Source organism: Ramlibacter cellulosilyticus, assembly GCF_014297465.1.
GTDB classification, from domain to species: domain Bacteria; phylum Pseudomonadota; class Gammaproteobacteria; order Burkholderiales; family Burkholderiaceae_C; genus Ramlibacter; species Ramlibacter cellulosilyticus.
In genome coordinates this window covers 208673-226448 of sequence record NZ_JACORT010000008.1, presented here as the reverse complement: position 1 = coordinate 226448, position 17776 = coordinate 208673, and the positions used below count along the sequence as shown (strand labels likewise).

14 protein-coding genes are annotated in these 17776 nt (G+C 70.9%); 9 read left to right on the top strand and 5 right to left on the bottom strand.

Annotated elements, in window-relative coordinates:
• Nucleotides 1-24: 24 nt before the first annotated feature.
• The gene (gene alaS / locus H8N03_RS18655) at nt 25-2649 is read right to left on the bottom strand and encodes an alanine--tRNA ligase (protein ID WP_187077710.1); all 2625 of its coding nucleotides are present in this window, start codon (nt 2647-2649) and stop codon (nt 25-27) included.
• 282 nt (nt 2650-2931) lie between these two features.
• Entirely contained in the window at nt 2932-3807 is an 876-nt protein-coding gene (locus tag H8N03_RS18650; RefSeq protein WP_187077709.1) for a c-type cytochrome, read from the bottom strand.
• Nucleotides 3808-3858: 51 nt separating this feature from the next.
• Between H8N03_RS18650 and H8N03_RS18645 the strand changes: the two genes are divergently transcribed.
• The 9 genes from H8N03_RS18645 (at nt 3859) to H8N03_RS18605 (ending at nt 13919) form a co-directional block, all read left to right on the top strand.
• Nucleotides 3859-4212: a c-type cytochrome gene (locus H8N03_RS18645; protein WP_187077708.1), complete on the top strand. Its 354-nt coding sequence runs from the start codon at nt 3859-3861 to the stop codon at nt 4210-4212.
• Nucleotide 4213: 1 nt separating this feature from the next.
• Nucleotides 4214-5131, top strand: coding sequence for a cytochrome c oxidase subunit II (locus tag H8N03_RS18640; RefSeq protein ID WP_354005145.1), 918 nt, complete (start codon nt 4214-4216; stop codon nt 5129-5131).
• A complete protein-coding gene (locus H8N03_RS18635) occupies nt 5128-7644 on the top strand; it encodes a cbb3-type cytochrome c oxidase subunit I (protein ID WP_187077707.1) in 2517 nt (838 codons plus the stop codon). Before H8N03_RS18640 ends, H8N03_RS18635 begins: the two co-directional genes overlap by 4 nt.
• Before the next feature lie 66 nt (nt 7645-7710).
• Entirely contained in the window at nt 7711-9045 is a 1335-nt protein-coding gene (locus H8N03_RS18630) for a PQQ-dependent sugar dehydrogenase (protein ID WP_187077706.1), read from the top strand.
• A 14-nt stretch (nt 9046-9059) separates the two neighbouring features.
• On the top strand, nt 9060-10268 hold the full coding sequence (locus H8N03_RS18625) for a lipase family alpha/beta hydrolase (protein WP_187077705.1): 1209 nt from the start codon (nt 9060-9062) through the stop codon (nt 10266-10268).
• 164 nt (nt 10269-10432) lie between these two features.
• Nucleotides 10433-11254, top strand: a complete 822-nt coding sequence (locus H8N03_RS18620) for a mechanosensitive ion channel family protein (protein WP_255428283.1) — start codon at nt 10433-10435, stop codon at nt 11252-11254.
• A gap of 119 nt (nt 11255-11373) precedes the next feature.
• Nucleotides 11374-12585, top strand: a complete 1212-nt coding sequence (gene pncB / locus H8N03_RS18615; protein WP_187077703.1) for a nicotinate phosphoribosyltransferase — start codon at nt 11374-11376, stop codon at nt 12583-12585.
• A gap of 61 nt (nt 12586-12646) precedes the next feature.
• Nucleotides 12647-13474 (top strand): TIGR02587 family membrane protein, encoded by an 828-nt coding sequence (locus tag H8N03_RS18610; RefSeq protein ID WP_187077702.1) that lies wholly within the window; start codon nt 12647-12649, stop codon nt 13472-13474.
• A gap of 7 nt (nt 13475-13481) precedes the next feature.
• A complete protein-coding gene (locus H8N03_RS18605) occupies nt 13482-13919 on the top strand; it encodes a TIGR02588 family protein (RefSeq protein WP_187077701.1) in 438 nt (145 codons plus the stop codon).
• Nucleotides 13920-13932: 13 nt separating this feature from the next.
• Here H8N03_RS18605 and H8N03_RS18600 read toward each other — a convergent pair whose 3' ends face one another.
• The 3 genes from H8N03_RS18600 to H8N03_RS18590 form a co-directional block, all read right to left on the bottom strand.
• Nucleotides 13933-14139 carry a DUF3606 domain-containing protein gene (locus H8N03_RS18600; protein WP_187077700.1) on the bottom strand — a complete coding sequence of 69 codons (207 nt, stop codon included), beginning with the start codon at nt 14137-14139 and terminating at the stop codon, nt 13933-13935.
• Between the two features lie 155 nt (nt 14140-14294).
• The gene (locus H8N03_RS18595) at nt 14295-15986 is read right to left on the bottom strand and encodes an aspartate-alanine antiporter-like transporter (RefSeq protein WP_187077699.1); all 1692 of its coding nucleotides are present in this window, start codon (nt 15984-15986) and stop codon (nt 14295-14297) included.
• A gap of 81 nt (nt 15987-16067) precedes the next feature.
• The gene (locus H8N03_RS18590) at nt 16068-17768 is read right to left on the bottom strand and encodes an aspartate:alanine exchanger family transporter (RefSeq protein ID WP_187077698.1); all 1701 of its coding nucleotides are present in this window, start codon (nt 17766-17768) and stop codon (nt 16068-16070) included.
• Nucleotides 17769-17776 lie beyond the last annotated feature (8 nt).

The following is a 17776-nucleotide window of genomic DNA, read 5'->3' as shown; positions in this document are numbered from 1 at the left end:
GAGGAACAGCCGAAGGCGGAGGCATCACACGCGGTCCGCGACCCATTGCTGCACGGATTCGAGGGCAACGGGGAGCTTGCTGGCGTCGGTGCCGCCGGCCATGGCCATGTCGGGCTTGCCGCCGCCCTTGCCGCCGACCTGCTGTGCCACGAAGTTCACCAGCTCGCCGGCCTTCACCTTGCCCATGCGGTCGGCAGTCACGCCGGCGGCCAGTTGCACCTTGGCGCCGTCGACGCTCGCCAGCACGATGGCGGCAGACTTGAGCTTGTCCTTCAGCTTGTCCATGGTGTCGCGCAGCGCCTTCGCGTCCGCGCCTTCCAGGCGCGCGGCCAACACCTTGGTGCCCTTCACGTCGATCGCCTGGGCCACGAGCTCGTCGCCTTGCGAGGAGGCCAGCTTGCCTTTCAGCTGCGCGACTTCCTTTTCCAGCGAACGCACCTGCTCGAGCACCTGCCCGATGCGGGCCTGCAGCTCCGGCGCCGGCGTCTTGAGCGCGCTGGCGGCGCTCTGCACGGTGCTTTCCAGGTCCTGCAGGTAGGCCAGCGCATTCGCGCCGGTCACCGCTTCCACGCGCCGCACGCCCGCGGCCACGCCGGACTCGCTCACGATCTTGAACAGGCCGATGTCACCCGTGCGCTGCACGTGCGTGCCGCCGCACAGCTCGCGCGAGCTGCCGATGTCCAGCACCCGCACGGTCTCGCCGTACTTCTCGCCGAACAGCATCATGGCGCCGGTCTTCTGCGCCGACTCGATGTCCATCACGCGCGCCTGCGTCTGCTGGTTCGCCAGGATCTCGGCGTTCACGCGCTTCTCGATTTCGCGGACCTGGTCCCCGGTGACCGGCGCGTTGTGCGTGAAGTCGAAGCGGGTCTTGTCCGCGTCGACCAGCGAGCCCTTCTGCTGCACGTGGCCGCCCAGCACTTCGCGCAGCGCCTTGTGCATCAGGTGCGTGACGCTGTGGTTGCGCATGGTGGCCTGGCGCAGCTCCATGTTCACGGAGGCTTTCACCGCGTCGCCGACCTTCAGCGTGCCTTGCGTCTGCACGCCGTGGTGGCCATACACGTCGGCCTTGATCTTCTGCGTGTCCTCCACGCCGAACTGCACGCCTTCGGCCGCCAGGATGCCGCTGTCGCCGACCTGGCCGCCGCTCTCGGCGTAGAAGGGGGTGCGGTCCAGGACCACGATGCCGGGCTCGCCCTCTTCGAGCTGCTGCACCGGCGTGCCGTCCTTGTAGAGCGCCACGACCTTCGCGGCGTCCTCCAGGCTCTGGTACCCCGTGAAGACGTTGCCCGCGCCGCCGTACTCCAGCGCGCGGTCCATCCTGAACTTGCCCGCGGCGCGGCCGGCGGCCTTCTGCTTCTCCATCGCGGCGTTGAAGCCCGCCTCGTCGACGCTCACGCCGCGCTCGCGGCAGACGTCCGCCGACAGGTCCAGCGGGAAGCCGTAGGTGTCGTGCAGCTTGAAGGCGACGTCGCCGGGCAGCACCTTCTGGCCGCCGGCCAGCGCCGCATCCAGGATCTCCATGCCGTTGGCGAGCGTCTCGTAGAAGCGCTCTTCCTCGGCCTTCAGCACTTCCATCACGCGCTTTTCCGAAGCCTTGAGGTTCGGATAGGCGTCGCCCATCAACTTGACGAGCGTCGGCACGAGCTTGTGGAAGAACGGCGTCTTCTGGCCCAGCTTGTAGCCGTGGCGGATGGCGCGGCGGATGATGCGGCGCTGCACGTAGCCGCGGCCTTCGTTCGACGGGATCACGCCGTCGGTGACCAGGAAGGACGTGGCGCGGATGTGGTCGGCGATCACGCGCAGCGACGGGTTCGCCAGGTCCCGGGTGTGCGTTTCCTTCGCGGCCGCGGCGATCAGCGCCTGGAAGATGTCGATCTCGTAGTTGCTGTGCACGTGCTGCAGGATCGCGGCCAGGCGCTCCAGGCCCATGCCGGTGTCCACGCAGGGCGCGGGCAGCGGCTTGACCGAGCCGTCCGGCTGCATGTCGAACTGCATGAACACGTGGTTCCAGATCTCGATGTAGCGGTCGCCGTCCGCGTCCGGGCTGCCCGGGGGGCCGCCGGGGATGTGCGGGCCGTGGTCGTAGAAGATCTCCGAGCACGGGCCGCAGGGGCCGGTGTCGGCCATCATCCAGAAGTTGTCGCTGGCGTACTTCGCGCCCTTGTTGTCGCCGATGCGCACGACGCGCTCGGGCGGCAGGCCGATGTCCTTCGTCCAGATGTCGTAGGCCTCGTCGTCGTCGATGTAGACGGTGGCCCAGAGCTTTTCCTTGGGCAGCTGGTAGACCTCGGTCAGCAGCTGCCAGCCCCACTTGAGCGAGTCGCGCTTGAAGTAGTCGCCGAACGACCAGTTCCCCAGCATCTCGAAGAAGGTGTGGTGGCGGGCGGTGTAACCCACGTTCTCCAGGTCGTTGTGCTTGCCGCCGGCGCGCAGGCAGGCCTGCACGGACGCCGCGCGCACGTACGGGCGCTTGTCGGTGCCGAGGAACACGTCCTTGAACTGCACCATGCCCGAGTTGGTGAACATCAGCGTCGGGTCGTTGGCCGGCACCAGCGGGCTGGAGGCCACCACCGTGTGCCCCCGGTCCTTGAAGAAGTCCAGGAAGGTCTGGCGGATGTCGGCGACGGTGAATTTCGGAGTGGTCATGGGCGGTCCAACTGAACCTTTGATTATAGGTTTCGCCCCCCGGCCGAGCCGCGCCGCCCCGGAATGCCCGCTGCGACGCGCCGCCATGTTCGGGAATCGTTCGCGTGGTGCTGCTGGTGGCGTGCCAGGGTTGCTGCGCGAGTGCTGGTGCCTGTCGGTGGGGTTCGCCGTCGCTCACCTGCCGCGGCTTCGCCGCGCCACCCTACAGGAGAGCGCATGGCCGGACCCGTAGGGTGGCCGGCGGGACGCCGGGACGGTGAGCGACAGCGAACCCCACCGTCCCTACCGCAAGCCGGCCAGGTACGCCGCCATGTCCCGCGCATCCCTTTCGCTCACCCCCATCTCCGGCATCGCGGTCCCCGGCTTGACCTGCTGCGTGTGCATCAGCCAGCGCATCATGTTGTCCGGCGTGTTGGGCAGCTTGCCCGCGATGAACTGCCGGCTCCCGATCGCCGCGAGCGGCGGCCCCACGTACACCTGCGCGCCCACGACGCCGGGGATCACGTGGCAGGCATTGCAGGCGTGCTGGTAGAGCGCCGTGCGGCCCCGTTCGCGGTCGCCGGGCACCGTGGCCAGCGTCACCGGCGGCGCCGGCGGGCGGTCCGACCCCGCGCCGCACGCGGGCGGGGACGGGGCCCGGCGCATCCAGTCCGCGTACGCGGGCGCGCCGAGTTCGGGCAGGCGCTGCATGAAGGCCACCAGCTCCCACAGTTCGTCCTCGCGCAGCCGGAACTCCCACGCCGGCATGCCGCTCATGCGGATGCCGTGCCGCGTCACCCAGTACAGCTCGCGCGCGCGCCAGTGCCGCCGGGCATCCACCAGGGGCCCGGGCACGGGCTGCATGCCCTTGCCGATGTCGTCCGGCGCGACGCCGGGCGCCCCGTGGCACTGCACGCACTTGTCGCGGAAGCATGCTGCCCCGCGCAGCGCCATGGTGTCGTCGGCCAGCGGCGGCTCGGCGATGTCGCGCGCGCGCAGCCGCACCGAGTGGCGCATCGCCTTCTCCAGCACGCCGTAGGTCACCGGCCAGTGCTCCTGCGTCGCCGCCACGTCGTAGAGCCCGCCCAGCACCACCGCGGCGCCCACGGCCGCGCCGCCGGCGGCGAGCACGGCGGTGGTCGCGGCCGCGACGAGGAGAGTCCGCCGTTTTTCTTGCATGAGGCGCGATTCTGGGCCCCACGGCGCGCGGCGGGGGGCCCAGAATGGGCCATGCCGACGCTCCGCCCCGCCGCACTGTCCACGCTCGTGCTGGCAGTCCTGCTGGCAGCGGCCCCGGCGGCGGCGGACCCGGTCGAGCGCGGGCGCGCGCTGCTGGTGCAGTACCGCTGCGGCAGCTGCCACACCATTCCCGGCGTGCCCGTCTCGCGCGGGCAGGTCGCCCCGCCGCTGACGGCCTGGGGCCAGCGCAGCTACATCGCCGGCCGCCTGCCCAACCGCCCCGACGTGCTGGCGCGCTGGATCGTCGCGCCGCAATCGCTCGTGCCCGGCACCTGGATGCCCAGCATGGGCGTGTCGCCCGCCGAGGCCGAGGCCATGGCGGCCTACCTCTTCAGTCTGGAGTGACGTGGGCGGCGTGATGGAGGCCGCCGGGGAGGCGGCGCGCGCGATCCAGACCGTCGGCTGGGTGCTGTTCACCGGCGCTGGCGTGCTCTTCGCCTTCGTGATGGCGCTGCTGCTCCTGGCCTGGCGCCGCCCCGCGCGCACCGTGCGGGCCCGCTGGTGGATCGTCGGCGGGGGACTCGTCCTTCCCGGTGTCGTGCTGGCCGCGCTGTACGCCTGGACCCTCCCGATGACGCCCGCGTGGAAACCGGTGCCGCCGCCCAACGCCGTCGTCGTCGGCGTGACGGGCTTCATGTGGTGGTGGGACGTGCGCTACCGCGATCCGGCCACCGGCGCCGAGGTGCGCACCGCGAACGAGATCCGCGTTCCCGTGGGCAAGCCCGTCTACCTGGCACTCGACAGCGCCGACGCGATCCACAGCTTCTGGGTGCCGCAGCTCGCGGGCAAGATCGACATGCTGCCCGGGCGACTGCAGCACCTGCTGCTGGTGGCCGAGCGTCCCGGCACCTACCGCGGCCAGTGCGCGGAGTTCTGCGGCCAGCAGCATGCCCGCATGGCGCTGCACGTCGTGGCCGAACCGCCGGAGGTGTTCGATGCCTGGCTGCGTGCGCAGGCAGCCCCCGCCGCCGCGACCGCGAGCCCGCGGCAGGCCGCAGGACGCACCGCCTTCTTCGCCAACCGCTGCGATGCCTGCCACACCGTGCGCGGCACCGGTGCGGCGGGACGCCTCGGCCCGGACCTCACGCACGTCGGCAGCCGCCTCTACCTCGCGGCCGGCACCTTGCCCAACACGCCCGAGGGGCGGCGCGCCTGGATCGCGCAGGTGCAGCACCACAAGAGCGGCGCCCGCATGCCGTCGTACGAGCGGCTGGGGGATGAACAACTGGACGCCATCGCCGACTGGCTGGGAGCGCTGCGGTGAGCGGGGAACAGGACCTCCCCAACGACCTGCCCCGGCCCGACGGCGAACTCGAGGCGTTGCAGCGCGCCTGGAGGCGGCCGACGGGCTGGCGGCGCCTCACCGCCGTCAACAACAACCAGATCGGCGTCTGGTACCTCGCCACCGCGCTCGCCTTCTTCGTCGGCGCCGGGGTCCTGGCCCTGGTGATGCGCACGCAGCTCGCCCTGCCCGGAAGCACGCTCGTCGGCGCCGGCACCTACAACCAGCTCTTCACCATGCACGGCACGGTGATGATGTTCCTGTTCGCCGTGCCCGCGGTGGAGGCGGTCGCGGTCTGGCTGCTGCCCAACATGCTGGGCGCGCGCGACCTGCCCTTCCCGCGGCTGTCCGCCTACGCCTTCTGGGCCTACGCGATCGGCGGCTTCGCCTTCTTCTGCACGGTGCTGTTCGGCGCCTCGCCCGACGGCGGCTGGTTCATGTACCCGCCGCTCACGAGCAAGGAGATCTCGCCCGGCATCGGCGCCGACTGGTGGCTGCTGGGCATCGGCTTCATCGAGATCTCCGCCATCGCCGGTGCCATCGAGCTGATCGTGGGCGTGCTGTTCACGCGCGCGCCGGGCATGCGCCTGAAGGACATGCCCTTGTTCGCCTGGGCCATGCTCGTCACCGGCCTGATGATCGTGTTCGCGTTCCCGGCCATCATCGCGGGCACCATCCTGCTGGAGCTGGAACGGGCGCTCGACTGGCCCTTCTTCATCCCCGCGCGCGGCGGCGACCCGCTGCTGTGGCAGCACCTGTTCTGGTTCTTCGGCCACCCCGAGGTCTACATCATCTTCCTCCCCGCGGCCGGCATGGTGTCGATGCTCGTGCCCGCGATGGCGCGCACGCCGCTGGTGGGCCACGGCGCCGCGGCCTGGGCGCTGGTCGGCGTGGGCGCGGTGAGCTTCCTGCTCTGGATCCACCACATGTTCAGCGCGGGCCTGGGGCCGCTGGCGCTCTACCTGACGTCCGCCGCGAGCTTCGCGGTCGCGATCCCGAGCGCCGTGCAGGTGTTCGCCTGGATCGCCACCTTCTGGCGCGGCCGCGTGGGCACCGAAACGCCCACGCTGTTCCTGCTCGGCTTCCACTTCATCTTCGTGCTCGGCGGCCTCACGGGCGTGATGGTCGCGGTGGTGCCGTTCGACTGGCAGGTGCACGACAGCTACTTCATCGTGGCCCACCTGCACTACGTATTGATCGGCGGCATGGTGTTCCCGCTGTTCGCCGGCCTCCATTACTGGGCGCCGCTGCTCAAGGGGCACCGCCTGCCGGAGCGCGCCGGGCGCTGGAGCTGCGCCTTGATGTTCGTCGGCTTCAATCTCGCCTTCTTCCCCATGCACATCGCCGGGCTCGCCGGCATGCCGCGGCGCGTCTACACGTACGAAGCGGGGCTCGGCTGGACGGCGTGGAACGCACTGGCCACGGCCGGTGCCTACGTCTTCGCCGCCGGGGCGCTGCTCACGCTGGTGAACGTGGTTCGCACCGTGCTGCGCGAGGACCGTCCCCAAGGTGACCCGTGGCAGGCGCCTTCGCTCGAATGGCTGCAGCAGGAGGACTACGGCACGCGCAGCATCCCGCAGGTGGCGTCGCGCTATCCGCTGTGGGACCGGCCGACGCTCGCGGAAGAGGTGGTCGCGGGCCGCCACTGGCTGCCGGGCACCGTGTTCGGCGGGCGCGAAACGCTGGTGACGAGCGTGCTGCAGGGCGAACTGCGCAGCCTGTTCCGCATCGCGGGGGACGGCTGGCTGCATTTCCTCGCGGCCGTGGGCACGGCGGGCTTCTTCCTGCTGCTCACCGTGGAGCAGGTGGCGCTGGCGACCGCGAGCGGCCTGTTCGCGATCGCCTGCATCCTGGGCTGGACCTGGCAGCTCGACCGGCCACCGCCCGCGGCCACCGCGGAAGTCGGCCGGGGCGTGGTGGTCCCCGCGCTCGCGCGCGGCCGCGCATCGCCCTCGTGGTGGGGCGCCATCATCCTGGTCGCGGTCGACGCCACCATCTACGCTTCGCTCGCGTTCTCGCACGTGCACGTGAGCATGAAGCTCGACGTGTGTCCGCCGCCGGGCGCGAGCGTCCCCGCCGGTGGCGCCGTCGGTGCCGTCGCGGCGCTGCTCGCCTCCTCCGCGCTGCTGGCGTGGGCCACGCGGCGCGTCGGCCGGCCCGGGCAGCGCCTGCTGTGCGCCGCGGTCGTGCTGGCGACCGCGAGCTTCCTCGCCGCCTTCGGCATCGACCTCGCGTCGCACCTGCAGGTGGGACTCGCGCCGCGGAACCATGCCTGGAGCGCCACCGTCGCCGCGCTGCTGGCCTGGCAGGGCCTGCACGTCTTCGTGCTGCTGCTGATGGGCGCTTACCTCGTGGCCCGGTCGTTCGCGGGGCGGCTGCGGCCGGACGCGCGGGCCACGCTCGACAACTGCGCCGTGTTCTGGCACTACGCCGTCGTGCAGGGCATCGCCACCGTGCTGCTGGTGCGCCTGCTGCCGCAGTGGATGGGCGGCTGAGCCGCGGCGGCGCAATTCGCGGCGTTGGCCTACGGCCCCCGATCCTGCGTGGACGACACTGCCGGGATGAACACCACGTCCCCTCCCCTGCTCGCCGCCCTGGCCGCGCTCGCCGTGCTCACCGCCTGCGCATCCGGCGGCGTGATCGCGCAATCGGCCGTGCCGGGCGTGGGCCCCTCGCCCCAGTTGCCGGAACCGGAGAAGCGGTGGCTGCCCCGGGTCAACATCGCGCCTGCCGAGGGCTGGCCCGAAGGCGCGATGCCGCGCGCGCCCGCCGGCTTCCGCGTGACGGCGCTCGCGCGCGGCCTGCAGCATCCGCGCTGGGTGTACACCCTGCCCAACGGCGACGTGCTGGTGGCCGAGAGCAACAAGCCCGCGCCGAAGGAAGGCTCGAGGAACGTGCACGCCGAAGGCATCCGCGGCAAGGTGATGGGCTGGGTGATGAAGCGCGCCGGCGCCGGCGTGCCGAGCGCGGACCGGATCACGCTGCTGCGCGATGCCGACGGCGACGGCGTCGCCGAGGTGCGCACGGTGCTCCTGTCCGGACTGACCTCCCCCTTCGGCATGGCGCTGGTGGGCAACGAGCTGTTCATCGCCAACGCGGACGCGATCGTGAAGGTGCCGTACCAGCCGGGCCAGACCACGATCCAGGCGACGCCCGTGAAAGTGACCGACCTGCCCTCCGGCGCCAACCACCACTGGACCAAGAACATCCTCGCCAGCGCCGACGGCAGCAAGCTGTACGCGACGGTCGGCTCCAACAGCAACGTCGGCGACAACGGCATGGACTCGGAGCAAGGTCGTGCCGCCATCTGGGAAGTGGACCGCGCGAGCGGCAGCAAGCGCCTGTACGCGACGGGCCTGCGCAACCCCAACGGGCTGGCCTGGGAACCGCAGACGAAGTCGCTGTGGGTGGTGGTCAACGAGCGGGACGAACTGGGCGACAACCTGGTGCCCGACTACCTCACCTCCGTCCGCGAGGGCGGCTTCTACGGCTGGCCCTACAGCTACTGGGGCGCGCACGTGGACGCGCGCGTGCAGCCGCCGCGCCCGGACCTCGTCGCCACCGCCATCGTCCCCGACTACGGCCTCGGCTCGCACGTGGCGCCGCTGGGCCTCGCGTTCTCGGATGCCCGCATGCCTTCCAACTACGCGAGCGGCGCCTTCATCGGCCAGCACGGCTCCTGGAACCGCAAGTCCCTGGCCGGCTACAACGTCGTCTTCGTGCCGTTCGCCAACGGCAAGCCAGCCGGGCCCGCCGTGGAATTCCTCGGCGGCTTCCTGACGGAGAACGGGCGCGCGATGGGCCGCCCGGTCGGCGTGGCCCTCGACGGCAAGGGCGCGCTCCTGGTCGCGGACGACGTCGGGAACACGGTCTGGCGCGTGGCTGCAGTGCGCTGAGCGGGCGCGCTACGATGGGGCTCGCACGAAGGGAGCCCGCCATCACCTCTTCCCCGGCACCCAGGCCTGCCGCCTTCCCGGTCGGCATCGCCGATGCGCGCGGCGCAGTGCGGCTCGCCGTGGCCGGCATCCACGGCGTGACGCGCATCGCGCAAGGCCTGCACGGCAGCATCGCGGGACTGGCGCCGCCGCTCGGCCGGCGGCGCGAGAGGCCGGTGGGCGGCCTCTCCGGCTTCGTCTACGACGCGGTGCGCGCGGGCAGCAGCGTCGTGGGATCGACGCTCGATGCGGTCCTCGCCGGCCTGCAGGCGCTGCCCGCGGGCGCCGGGCCGGCCGCGCAGGAATCGCCGGCCCGGCGTGCCTTCCTCTCCGCCCTGAACGGCGTCGTCGGCGACTACCTCGTCCGCACGGGCAACCCGCTCGCGGTGGAAATGGAGTTCGTCGTGCGCGGGCCCGCCCTGCCCCGCGTGCTGCTGCTGGTGCATGGGCTCTGCATGGACGACCTCGGGTGGCAGCGCAAGGGGCACGACCACGGCGCGGCGCTGGCCGCCGCGCTGGGCTGCACGCCGGTCTACGTCCGCTACAACTCGGGGCGGCACGTGTCCGAGAACGCGGCGGAACTCTCGGACCAACTCGATGCACTGCTGGGCCGGTGGCCGGTACCGGTGGAGAGCCTCGCCATCGTCGGCCTCAGCATGGGCGGACTCGTCGCCCGCAGCGCCGTGCGCCAGGGGCGCGACGCCGGTGCCGCGTGGCCACGCCACCTGCGCAAGATGGTCTTCCTCGGCACGCCGCACGAAGGCGCGGCCCTGGAGCGCGGCGGCAACTGGCTGCACGCGGTGCTGGGCGCCAGCCCCTACCTGGCGCCGTTCACCCGCCTGGGGAGCGTGCGCAGCGACGGCATCACCGACCTGCGGCACGGCAACCTCCTGCCCGGCGACTGGCAGGGCGGCCGCTACCGGCACGCGGACACCCGCACGCCCGTGTCCCTGCCGCGCGGCGTGCGCTGCTACGCCGTGGCGGGCGCGCTCGGCGGCGGCGGTGCGGACCAGTCGATCGGCGACGGCCTGGTCAGCGTCGACAGCGCACTGGGCCGCCACCCGCGTCCCAGCCACGACCTGCGCCTGCCCGCTTCGCGCACCTGGGTCGCACGCGGCGTGCACCACCTGGACCTGCTCTCCGACCCCGGGGTGTACGCGCGGCTGCTGCGCTGGCTGCGCTGAAGGCGCCCGGCCCGGTGACTCAGCCGTAATCCCATCGTCCTACAACAAGCGGTTCAGCCCTCCGACTTGGGACCGTCAAGCTGCGCGGGACAGTGTGAGGAAGTTAACAACTTCCACGATTGGAGATCCCCATGCCCGTCCAGGTCACTGAATGGAGCGATGCCATGTTCACATCGCTCGCGGCAGCGATGGCCCTGCTGTTCTCGGCCATCCCCAAGATCATCGGATTCGTGCTGATCATCGCGGCGGGGTGGTTCATCGCCTCGCTGATCGACCGGGCGCTGGCGGCGATCCTGCGGTCCATCCGCTTCAACCACTTCGCCGAGCGCGCCGGCCTCACCGACTTCGTGCAGAAGATGGGGATGAACACCGATCCGGCCGGCATGGTCGGCATCGTCGTGAAGTGGTTCGTGCGCCTGATCGCGCTGGTGGTCGCCTTCGACGCGCTGGGTCTCCCCGCCGTTTCCGAAGTGCTGCGCCAGCTGCTGCTGTGGCTGCCCAACGTGGTCGTCGCGCTCGTGGTGCTCGTCATCGGCGGCCTGGCCGCGCGTGGCCTGAGCAACGTGGTGCGCGGTGCCGCTGCGGAAGCGGGCCTGTCCAACACCAACTTCCTCGCCAAGGCGGCGGCGGTGGTGGTGTGGGCCTTCGCGATCGTGGTCGCGGTGAACCAGCTGGGCATCGCCACCGAGCTCGTGAACACGCTCTTCATGGCGGTGGTCGGCGCCCTGGCCCTGGGCCTGGGCCTCGCCTTCGGCCTGGGCGGCCGCGAGACGGCGCAGGAGATCCTGCGCAAGTGGTACGCCAAGGCCCAGGAGAACTCCGGCCAGATGAAGGAACTCGCCGAGAACGTGGGCGACCGCGTGCGCTCCGAGGACCCGGACCTCGGCCCCGGCCACTGGCCCACGGGCGGCTACCCGCAAGGCGGCGGCTCGCAAGGCGGCACGCCGATGCCGGCGGACCGCAAGCACGACCTCGAGGGTGGCTGATCTCGCTTGCGGCGCGCAGCGCCTGTAGGGTGGGGCGGCGAACGCCGCCGCCGGTGAGCGACCGCGAACCCCACCGCAAAGGGCCCCACCGGGGCCCTCTTCCTTGCCACACTCCCCGCATGCCCCTCAGCCCCGTGATCCAGAGCCTCCTGGACACCGACCTCTACAAGTTCACGATGTGGCAGCCCATGCTGCATCGCCATCCGCAGGCGCAGGCGGTCTACCGCTTCGTGCTGCGCAACCAGCCCGAATACCCGCTGGCCGAACTGGTGGACGCAGTGAACGCGCAGCTCGACCACCTCTGCGGCCTCTGCTTCCGCCGCGACGAGCTCGACTTCCTGGCGAGCCTGCGCTTCATCAAGCCGGACTTCGTCGACTTCCTGCGCATCTTCCGTTTCCAGCGTGACTTCATCGCGGCCCGCGCGGAAGGCGACACGCTGCACATCGAAGCGCGCGGGCCGCAGGTGCACGTGATGGGCTTCGAGATCTTCGTGCTCGCGATCGTCAACGAGCTGTACTTCCGCCGCTTCGACCAGGAGGCGGCGCGCGAGGAAGGTCGGCGCCGCCTCGACGCCAAGATCGCGCAGCTGCGCGCCTTCGCGCAGGAGCCGCCGCTCGCGCATCCCTTCGAGTTCTTCGACTTCGGTGTGCGCCGGCGCTTCGGCCGCGACTGGCAGCGCGAGGTGGTGGCCACGCTCGCGCGCGAACTGCCGGATTTCTTCAAGGGGACGTCGAACGTGCTGCTGGCGCGGGACCTCGGGCTGGTGCCGATCGGCACCATGGGCCACGAGTACCTGCAGACCTTCCAGGCGCTGGGCGTGCGGCTGCGCGACTTCCAGCGCGCCGCGCTGGAGGAATGGGTGCAGGAATACCGCGGCGACCTCGGCATCGCGCTCACCGACACGGTGGGCATGGACGCCTTCCTGGCCGACTTCGACCTGTACTTCGCGAAGCTGTTCGAGGGGCTGCGCCACGACTCCGGCGACCCGTTCGCCTGGGGCGAGAAAGCGCTGGCGCACTATGCCGGGCTGCGCATCAACGCGCACGACAAGCGCCTGGTGTTCTCCGACAGCCTGGACGTGCCCAAGGCGCTGGCGCTGTACCGCCACTTCGGCGACCGCGTGGACATGGGCTTCGGCATCGGCACCAACCTCACCAACGACGTCGGGCTGAAGCCCTTGAACATCGTGATGAAGCTCGTGGAGGCCAACGGCCAGCCGGTGGCGAAGCTCTCCGACGCGCCGGGGAAGACGCTCGCAACGGACGCAACCTTCCTGGCCTACCTGCGGCAGGTGTTCGGGGTGGCGAGCCAGGCGCAGCGGACGGCCTGACGCCCCCGCCCGCGCAAGCGGGCCACCCCGCCAGGGCGCGCGTGCTGCTATCGTCGCGCCCATGGCCGGCAGTGCTTCCTCGCGTTCGGTGCAGTTCGGGATCGGGCTCGCCCGCGCCTTCGGTGGCGCGGTGATCTTCGGGCTGCCGCTGCTCATGACCATGGAGATGTGGTCGCTCGGTGCGGTGGTGCCGGCCTGGAAGCTGGCCGTCCTGCTGGTCGCGTTCCTGCCGGTGCTGGTCCTGCTGTCCTGGCATGCCGGCTTCGAGCCGACCTTCAGCTGGCGCGACGACGTGGTCGATGCGCTGGTGGCGTATGCGGTGGGCTGGGTGTCCTCCGCGGTGGTGCTGTGCCTGTTCGGCGTCGTCACGCGCCAGGACGCGCCGGGCGTGGTGCTGGGCGCGATCACGCTGCAGGCCGTGCCCGCCAGCATAGGCGCGCTGCTGTCGCAGACGCAGCTCGGCGAGCGGCAGGCCGAGCCCGCGCGCGGCCCCGGCCCGCGTTATGCCAGCGAGGTCTTCATCATGGGCGTCGGCGCGCTGTTCCTCGCGTTCAACGTCGCCCCGACCGAGGAGATGCAGAGGATCGCCGAGCTGCTGCCACGCTGGGGCGCGGTGGTGCTGCTGCTCGTGTCGGTCGCGCTCATGCACGCGTTCGTCTACAGCGTCGCGTTCCGCGGCGCCGCGGAGCATCGCGAGGACACGTCCTTCCACAGCCTGTTCCTGCGCTACACGCTGGTGGGCTATGCGCTGGTCCTGCTGCTCAGTGCCTGGATGCTGTGGTCCTTCGGCCGCCTGGACGGCGTGCCGGCGGGCGCCGCCTTGCGGATGGTGGTCGTGCTCGGGTTCCCCGCCGCCGTCGGCGCAGCCGCGGCGCGGCTCATTCTGTGAGGGCGCGATGGGGAATCCAGATCGCAACGGGGCACGCGGGGACGACCGCGATGCGAAGCAGCAGGGCGAGGCGCCGCCGACGGTCTGGGAATGGATCGTCGCCGCGATCGGTGCCGTGCTGGTCGCCGGCACCCTCGTGTTCCTGGTGGCGGACGCCTTGCGCGGCGGCGAGGGGCCGCCGGACCCGGTCGCGGAAGTCGTCGCCGTCACCGCGCAGGAGCACAGATTCCACGTGCGCGTCCGCGTGCGCAACCGCGGCCCCGCCGCTGCGGAGAACCTGCGCCTGGCCGGCACGCTGAGCGAGGGTGGCCGCGTCGTCGAGCGGGCGGACACCGAATTCGCCTATGTCCCGCCGGGCTCCTCGCGCGAAGCCGGCCTGTTCTTCACGCACGATCCGGCCCACGCACGGCTGGAGCTCTCGCTGCACAGCTACCAGGCACCCTGACCGGGTGCGCCGGTCAGTTGGCCGACGGACGATCCGACTTGCGCTCGCGCCCCAGGTGCTCGCGCACCCGGTCGGCGTCGTCGCCGACCGCGGCAACGGCTTCCTTGACGCGTTTCTCGCTCACGTTGAAGTGGCGCGCCCAAGCGCACACGGCGTAGTCGTAGCTGATGTCGATGCGTTCCTGGCGGGCGGAACGTTGGCGGTTCTGCGAGGGGACCATCGTTGTCTTCTCTCCGAAAACGGCGATGCTAGGGAAGGACGTGATCCGGTGGTGTAGGACGCGATGCATGCGCATCGGCGGTGGGGTTCGCTTCGCTCACCTTCCGGCGCAGGCGCGCCGCCACCCTACGAAGAAAGCAAGCATCGCCGCCTGCCTCATCCGTGCAACATCCACACCAGCGCCGTCCCCCCGATCGAGATCAGCACGTGCCCGAACGCCACCGTGCTGGAGTACCCGATCACCGCCACCGGGCTCTCCGACCGCTCCTGCACCGCAGCCAGGCCCGCCGTCATCGTCTGCGCACCGGCCAATGCACCGAGCAGCAGCAGCGGATTCAATCCGAGCACGTAGCGCCCGACGAACAAGCCGGTGACCAATGGAACCAGCGTCACCACCACGCCGCCGAAGAACACCGACACGCCCACCTCCCGCAGGGCCTGCAGGAACACCGGCCCCGCCTTGAACCCGATCATCGCCACGAAGCCCGCCAGCCCCACCGATTTCATCAGGTCGATCGCGTCGTCGCCCAGCAGCGCGAAGTTGGGCCGCACCGAATTGCGCCAGCCCACCGCCAGCCCCACCAGCAGCGTGGCCACGCTCGCCCCCAGCGCGATGCGCACGTCGCCCACGTGGAAAGCCAGCACCAGCCCCAGCAGCGCCCCGATGAAGATCGCGAGGCCGAGAGAGACGTAGTCGGTGCCACGGCTTTGCAGCACGTCGCCGAGCGCCGCCGCCACGCGGCGCACCGCCGGCTCCAGGCCGTGCAGCGTGAGCAGGTCGCCGCGGTAGATGCGCGTGCCGCGCGCGATGGGAATGCGCTCGTTGCCGCGCCGGATCTCCCGCAGGAAAACGCCGCGGAACTGCTCCTCGGCGCCCGCGATCTCCTCCAGCGTGCGGCCCGAGAACTCCTTGTTCGTCAGCACCACGTCGAAGGTCGCCGAAGGCACGTCCAGCAGCTCGCGGTCGAACACCTCGCGGCGGCGGTCGCCCACGCTGCGCAGCAGCGCCTCCTGCCGCCCGATCGCGCCGACCACGTCATCGGCCTGCAGCACGAGGTCGGAGCGCACGGGCACGATCTCGCCGCCCCGGCGCACGCGCTCGATGAAAATGCGCTCGTTCGCCAGCGCGTTCTCCGCCTGCGCGATGGTCTTGCCCACCGCGGGCCCGCCGGGCGCGATCTCGTACGCGCGCAGCTCGAACATGTGCCACGCGGAACTCACGCCGCGCGCTTCCCGCTCCAGGCCCATCTCCTGTTCGAGCTTCAGCGCCTCGGCCTTCATGTCGATGCGCAGCAGCCACGGCCCCACGTGCGAGCAGAAGAGGATCAGCCCCACGGTACCGAACAGGTAGCAAAGGGCGTCCGCCACCGGGATCTGCGTGACGAGCCGCTGCTTCTCGGCTTCCGCGATGGGCAGGCTGCGGATGGCCTCGCTCGCCGTCCCGATCACCGGCGACTCGGTCAGGCCGCCGGACATCATGCCGGCCGCATAGCCCACCTCCAGCTGCAGCACGCGCGCCATCGCGTACGCGGTCAGCAAGCCCGCGGCCGGGATGATGGTGCCCACCGCCACCCATCGCCAGCCCCCCTCGCGCACGCCACGCACGAAGCCGGGCCCCGCGGAATAGCCGATGCCGTACATGAACAGCAGGAACAGCAGCGACTTCGCCGTGTCCGAGACCGGCACGTGGAAGAAATAGCCGATCAGCACGCCCGCGAGCAGCGAGCCGGTGACCGGGCCGATGCCCACGCCGCGGATCTTCCAGCTGCCGATCCAGTAACCCAGGCCGATGGCCAGGAAGGTGGGCACCTCGGGGTTCTTCTCGAAAAAGGGCGCGAGCCATTCCATGTCGTCCTCCTCCTTCCGTCCAAGCGAAAACGCCGGGTGCAACCGCGAACGGCCGCCCCGGCGTTTCCCGAACCCACCGCCCTACTGCGCGAGCACCATCGCGAAGTAGCCGAAGATCGTCAGCAGGATGCCGCTGACGGCATACGCCACCGGGAAGCCGATCCACGGCACGGTGCTGTTGATCTCCTTCGCGGCCTCGCGGCACGGGCCGGAGTGCGAGCGCGCACCGGCCACGCCGCCCATCAGCACGGCGGGGTTGATCTTGAACACGTGGTAGCCGATCGCCCAGACCACGAAGGGCGGGATCGTGCAGGCGATGAAGCCGACGACGAAGATCTTCAGCGCCAGCACGCCCGTGAGCTGCGCCAGCAGCGAGTTGCCGGCGTTGATGCCCACGATGGCGACGAACACCACGAGGCCCAGGTCCTCCAGGATGTTGCGCGCGGCATTGGGCGTGTTGCCGAAGAAGCGCAGCCGCGACTGCAGCGAGGAGATGATCACGCCGGAGACCAGCAGGCCGCCCGCGTTGCCGAGGCCCACGCTGGCGCCGAACGCCGGGAAGGAGATCGCGCCGATCAGCAGGCCGAGGATCATGCCCACGGACAGCGTCAGCAGGTCGGTGGCCGTGCTGGGCGTCGCGAAGCGGCCCAGGAGCTCGGCCGCGCGCTTCACGGCGCCCTGCACGCCGGCGATGAAGATCACGTCCATGCGCTGCAGCTCGGTGTCGGTGCCCACCGGGATGGGCACGCCGGCGCGCTCGATGCGCGTGACCTGCAGCTGGCCGGCGAGCTCGCCGCGGCTGAAGGAGCCGAGCGTGCGGCCCACGGCATCCTTGTTCGTCAGCAGCACTTCCGCCTGGGCCAGCGGGATGTTCAGCACCTGGCGGTCGTCGACTTCGGGGCCGATGATGCCGAGGTTGGCCGTCATGTCGCCGCGCGTTCCGGCCAGCGCCACCACGTCGCCGGACATCACCTTCAGCGTCGGGTCGCTGCCCAGGATCTCCTGGCCGCGCCGCACGTTGATCACCCGGTATTCCGGGTACTGGTCGCGGAAGTCCTGGATGCTCTTGCCGCTCCACTGCGCGTTCTCGAGCTTGTAGGCCCGCACGGCGAAAGGACGGTAGCCGCTGAGGCCCACGTCGTCCACGTTGCGCACGCCGTGCTCGCGCTCGTACTCCGCCGCGGCCGCCCTGGCGTCCAGCCCCCACCACTTGGGCAGGTACTTGCAGATCAGGATGATGCCGACCGTGCCCCAGATGTAGCTGATGCCGTAGGAGAGCGCGATCATCGCGGAGACCTGCTCCGGCGTCGTGCCCGCCGCGAGCTTCACCGCGCCCTGCGTCACGGCCTGCTCCGCGGAGCCGATGGCCGCGGACATGGTCTGCGAACCCGCGAGCAGCCCGCCGGCGGCGCCGGGCGGCAGCTCCAGCATCTTGGCGCCGATCACGCAGAGGCCGAGGCCCAGCACCGAGGCGATGAACGCCAGCAGCGTGAACGTCAGCCCGTCGCCCTTCAGGCTGTTCACGAACGAAGGCCCGACCCGCAGCCCCACGCCGTACATGAACAGGTAGTAGAAGAGGCTCTTGGCGAAGTTGTTCAGCTCCAGCTTGACGCCGTAGACCGAGGCCCACGTGGACATGCCGCAGCCGATGATGATGGCCGCGGCCACCATGCCCAGCCCGTAGCCCTTGAAGCTGAAGCGCCCGACCCAGACGGCCAGCCCCACCGCGATGAACAAGAGGGCGAACGGGTTGTCCGCCATCCATTGGAACAACGATTGCATCTCAATCT

Coding starts and splice junctions, on each gene's coding strand:
- pncB (WP_187077703.1), top strand. CDS start 11,374: ATGCCCCTCAGCCCCGTGATCCAGAGCCTCCTGGACACCGACCTCTAC.
- H8N03_RS18625 (WP_187077705.1), top strand. CDS start 9,060: ATGGGGCTCGCACGAAGGGAGCCCGCCATCACCTCTTCCCCGGCACCC.
- H8N03_RS18595 (WP_187077699.1), bottom strand. CDS start 15,986: ATGGAATGGCTCGCGCCCTTTTTCGAGAAGAACCCCGAGGTGCCCACC.
- H8N03_RS18630 (WP_187077706.1), top strand. CDS start 7,711: ATGAACACCACGTCCCCTCCCCTGCTCGCCGCCCTGGCCGCGCTCGCC.
- H8N03_RS18650 (WP_187077709.1), bottom strand. CDS start 3,807: ATGCAAGAAAAACGGCGGACTCTCCTCGTCGCGGCCGCGACCACCGCC.
- H8N03_RS18605 (WP_187077701.1), top strand. CDS start 13,482: ATGGGGAATCCAGATCGCAACGGGGCACGCGGGGACGACCGCGATGCG.
- H8N03_RS18590 (WP_187077698.1), bottom strand. CDS start 17,768: ATGCAATCGTTGTTCCAATGGATGGCGGACAACCCGTTCGCCCTCTTG.
- H8N03_RS18620 (WP_255428283.1), top strand. CDS start 10,433: ATGTTCACATCGCTCGCGGCAGCGATGGCCCTGCTGTTCTCGGCCATC.
- H8N03_RS18600 (WP_187077700.1), bottom strand. CDS start 14,139: ATGGTCCCCTCGCAGAACCGCCAACGTTCCGCCCGCCAGGAACGCATC.
- H8N03_RS18610 (WP_187077702.1), top strand. CDS start 12,647: ATGGCCGGCAGTGCTTCCTCGCGTTCGGTGCAGTTCGGGATCGGGCTC.
- H8N03_RS18645 (WP_187077708.1), top strand. CDS start 3,859: ATGCCGACGCTCCGCCCCGCCGCACTGTCCACGCTCGTGCTGGCAGTC.
- alaS (WP_187077710.1), bottom strand. CDS start 2,649: ATGACCACTCCGAAATTCACCGTCGCCGACATCCGCCAGACCTTCCTG.